Raw genomic sequence first — 2,745 nt, 5'->3', positions numbered from 1 at the left:
TTCGTCGGGGTTGACGGCGGCGAGGTGCGCGGCGACGAACAACTCGTAGGCCCGGCAGACGCCGGTCACCCACTCGTCGGACTCCGCGATCGCTGGCCCCTCGGTGGTGCCGTACTCACTCCACTCGGGGGCGGCCGGGATGTCGACGACCCCGACGACTTGGGCGAGGTGCAATCGGTCGCAGTGCACCACCTCGAAGTAGTACGCATTCGGGTCGAATCCGTCGGTCGGCAGGGCGTCGGCGTCGAGGCTCGCGGCCAGGCACGCGCCCGGCTCGAGGTCTTGGTAGTAGATCTCCACCGACCAGTCGGTGCCGCCATCGGGGGCCGGAACACACGCGGTCAGCGTCGCGAGCGCGGCGAACGCGACGGCGGCGAGAGCGACCTGGGACGTGCCGATCACCGAGCCTCCGAACGCGCTAGTCTCTGAATCGTCCGCCGTTGCACGGTCGAACTGGACCGCACACTACCAGTCGGACAGCTCGCATTTCAGGCGCAAGGAGCAGGCGTGACCGTTCCGATCGAGCGTGTCTCCCGATGGGCCGGGGGCGACATCCTGCTGCTCGTCGTCGCGATCATTCTCAGCGTGATCGTCGCCGCCCTCTTCGCGTTCAGCGCGATCGTGTCGATCGGTACGGCGCGCGAGGCCGATGCCCGCATCTGCGCGAGTTTCGAACTCGCCGACCTGCGCGAAGGCGACTGCGTCTCAGAGCTCCCTCAATACGTACCGACCGATTTCACCGTCGTCGACTGCGCCCAGCCCCACGCCGCCGAGTTCGTGTTCTTCGTCGACCAAACCGAAGCTGTCGATAGCAACCTCGGTGACCGGGCGCTTGCAGCGCTCGCCGACGCCTACTGCGACACGACCTTCACCTACCGCATCAACATTTCCGCGGATGTCGACGACCTTCCGAATGCTGCGGTGAACGGGTACGTCGGCTCACGCGCAACTTTCGCCGGCGGAACGCGATTCCAGTGCTTCTTGTTCAACACGACAGGGGAACCTCTCGTCGGGGCGTACTACCTCGACGACGGTGTCTAGCCAGCGGAGTCGACAGGCGGACCAAACCCGATCAGGATCGCGACGATCATGATCACGACGGCCACGACGTTGAGACCCAACTTGATGCCGCTCCGGGCCGCTGTAGATGCCACGGTGAGCAACAACAGCGCGGCGGAGTAAATCACCGAGGCTCCGGTCAGACGGGAGCTCGTCGCGCTGTAGGCGCCAGCCGTGGCGTACACCGCCTTGATCTGGTCGCCGTACGCCACCGATTCGACCTGCAGTTCGTCGAAGTAGCGCTGGTCAGTCGGCAGCACGTTGGTTCCGTAGCCCTGGGCCTCGTAGCGGCGAGCGGCGTCGAGCCAGCGATCCGAGAGCAAGCCGGTGAGCGGACTCGAGTCGAGGGTGTCTCCGCTCGTCGCGATCTGTACCCACACCTGCGTATCGGTCAGGTGGTCGGCGAGGTCGGCCTGCGATTGGTTGATCGCGTCAGTGCTCATGCGGTTGGCGAGCGCGAGGTTGTCGTTGGCCTTGTCGGAGGCGATCGAGGCCTGAAACGCCGAGAACGCGATGAGCAGCGAGACGATGCCCAGAAGGATCGACGTGAACAGGCTCGCGCTGCGAAGCATCCGCGCGAAAAGGCGCGCGATCGCAGGTGACCAGCGCCGGCGGGCGGCGGTCGGCTGAGGGTCGGGGCCAGTCATCTCGGCGCTAGTGTATGGGCTATGTCGAGCGAGCCGCCCCCCTGGGCGTCAGTCGACGCGGCCCCGGCACCGCTCACCCGGCGGCGCGTTGTGCTGCTCGTCGTCGTCGCAACGCTGTTCGTTGCGCTGGTGGTTGCGATCCTGACTCTGAGGTCGGCGCTCGACGCGGTCGTCGCCGTCGACAGTGCCGGTCCGGCCGACTCGGTGAGTGTCGACATCCCGAATTGCGTCGACGAGTACCCCGAGTGGATCGACACGCTCATCGAGACCGAGTCGCCGCGCATCGTTCAGGTGTACGGAACCGGGCCGGTCACGTCGACGTCCTACCGGCATCCCGAAGGCTTCCCGACGGTGGCGCTCACCTGGACGCGCGTCATCCCGACCTGCGGAACCACCCTCGTCATCCCTGATGGCACGGGGGTCGCCTTCTACCTGGATGCCGCCGAGTCGTCGCGCACCGAGTTCGAGGCGGTGAGTTCGGTGCTCACCGCGCTCGGCTACGTGATGACCGCCGACGAGGGCGAACGCGAGTTGCTCGAAGTGGTGACCGACGAACCTGTGGCGGCCGAAACGCCGGCTCCTGAGGCACCCGTCGGTCCGGCGGTTGACGAGGGCGAAGCCGAAACCACTGCGTCGGCCTACCGCTACTTCCGGCTCCCCGAAGGCGCTCGACTCTGGATGCAGTTCGACCCGTTCGACGTCGCCGACCCTGATGGTGCGGGCGACCTCTACCTCGGCTACTTCCCCGCAGAGTGACGACTGCGGATTGACGGACGGCCGACCCCGAAGGGCCGACCGTTCGAACGGAACTGCGGACTACTTGGACTGCGCCCGACCGAGGGTCGTGTCGAACGAGTTGGCGACCGCGAGGTAGATCTCGTTCGCGTCGAGATCCGACGTGATCTGCGCACGCACGAACACCGCCTGGGTGCCTGCCGAGTTCGTGCTGGCGATCGCGAACGCCGACGTGTTGTCGGAACCGCAGCCCTCGAAGACCGACTCGAAGCCGGTGAAGATGCCGTCATCGTAGGCCGTGGCC

Annotated in this window: 5 protein-coding genes; 2 read left to right on the top strand and 3 right to left on the bottom strand. The window is 66.4% G+C overall.

Translation table 11 applies throughout. The annotated features are described in order from the left end of the window. Nucleotides 1-402: hypothetical protein (locus RMO30_RS08075; RefSeq protein ID WP_309711742.1), on the bottom strand; the 402-nt coding region annotated here is incomplete at its 3' end. Between the two features lie 105 nt (nucleotides 403-507). On the opposite strand from RMO30_RS08075, the gene RMO30_RS08070 reads away from it, so the two are divergent. Continuing rightward, a complete protein-coding gene (locus tag RMO30_RS08070; RefSeq protein WP_309711738.1) occupies nucleotides 508-1,041 on the top strand; it encodes a hypothetical protein in 534 nt (177 codons plus the stop codon). Here the strand turns inward: RMO30_RS08070 and RMO30_RS08065 are convergent. After that, entirely contained in the window at nucleotides 1,038-1,706 is a 669-nt protein-coding gene (locus RMO30_RS08065) for a hypothetical protein (protein WP_309711735.1), read from the bottom strand. The two genes, RMO30_RS08070 and RMO30_RS08065, sit on opposite strands and share 4 nt — an antisense overlap. A 21-nt stretch (nucleotides 1,707-1,727) precedes the next feature. Here RMO30_RS08065 and RMO30_RS08060 point away from each other — a divergent pair, with 21 nt between their 5' ends. Beyond that, the gene (locus RMO30_RS08060; RefSeq protein ID WP_309711732.1) at nucleotides 1,728-2,462 is read left to right on the top strand and encodes a hypothetical protein; all 735 of its coding nucleotides are present in this window, start codon (nucleotides 1,728-1,730) and stop codon (nucleotides 2,460-2,462) included. A gap of 60 nt (nucleotides 2,463-2,522) precedes the next feature. Here the strand turns inward: RMO30_RS08060 and RMO30_RS08055 are convergent. After that, a partial coding sequence (locus tag RMO30_RS08055; protein WP_309711730.1) for a hypothetical protein occupies nucleotides 2,523-2,745 on the bottom strand: 223 nt, incomplete at its 5' end.

Origin of the sequence: Pseudolysinimonas sp. (genome assembly GCF_031389465.1) — a bacterium.
Taxonomy (GTDB): Bacteria; Actinomycetota; Actinomycetes; order Actinomycetales; family Microbacteriaceae; genus Pseudolysinimonas_A.
The sequence above is the reverse complement of the archived record's forward strand: the minus strand, read 5'-3'. Positions and strand labels throughout refer to the sequence as shown.

Excerpts from the sequence above, each read along its gene's own strand:
- RMO30_RS08065 (WP_309711735.1), bottom strand. The coding sequence starts at position 1,706 with ATGACTGGCCCCGACCCTCAGCCGACCGCCGCCCGCCGGCGCTGGTCA.
- RMO30_RS08060 (WP_309711732.1), top strand. The coding sequence starts at position 1,728 with ATGTCGAGCGAGCCGCCCCCCTGGGCGTCAGTCGACGCGGCCCCGGCA.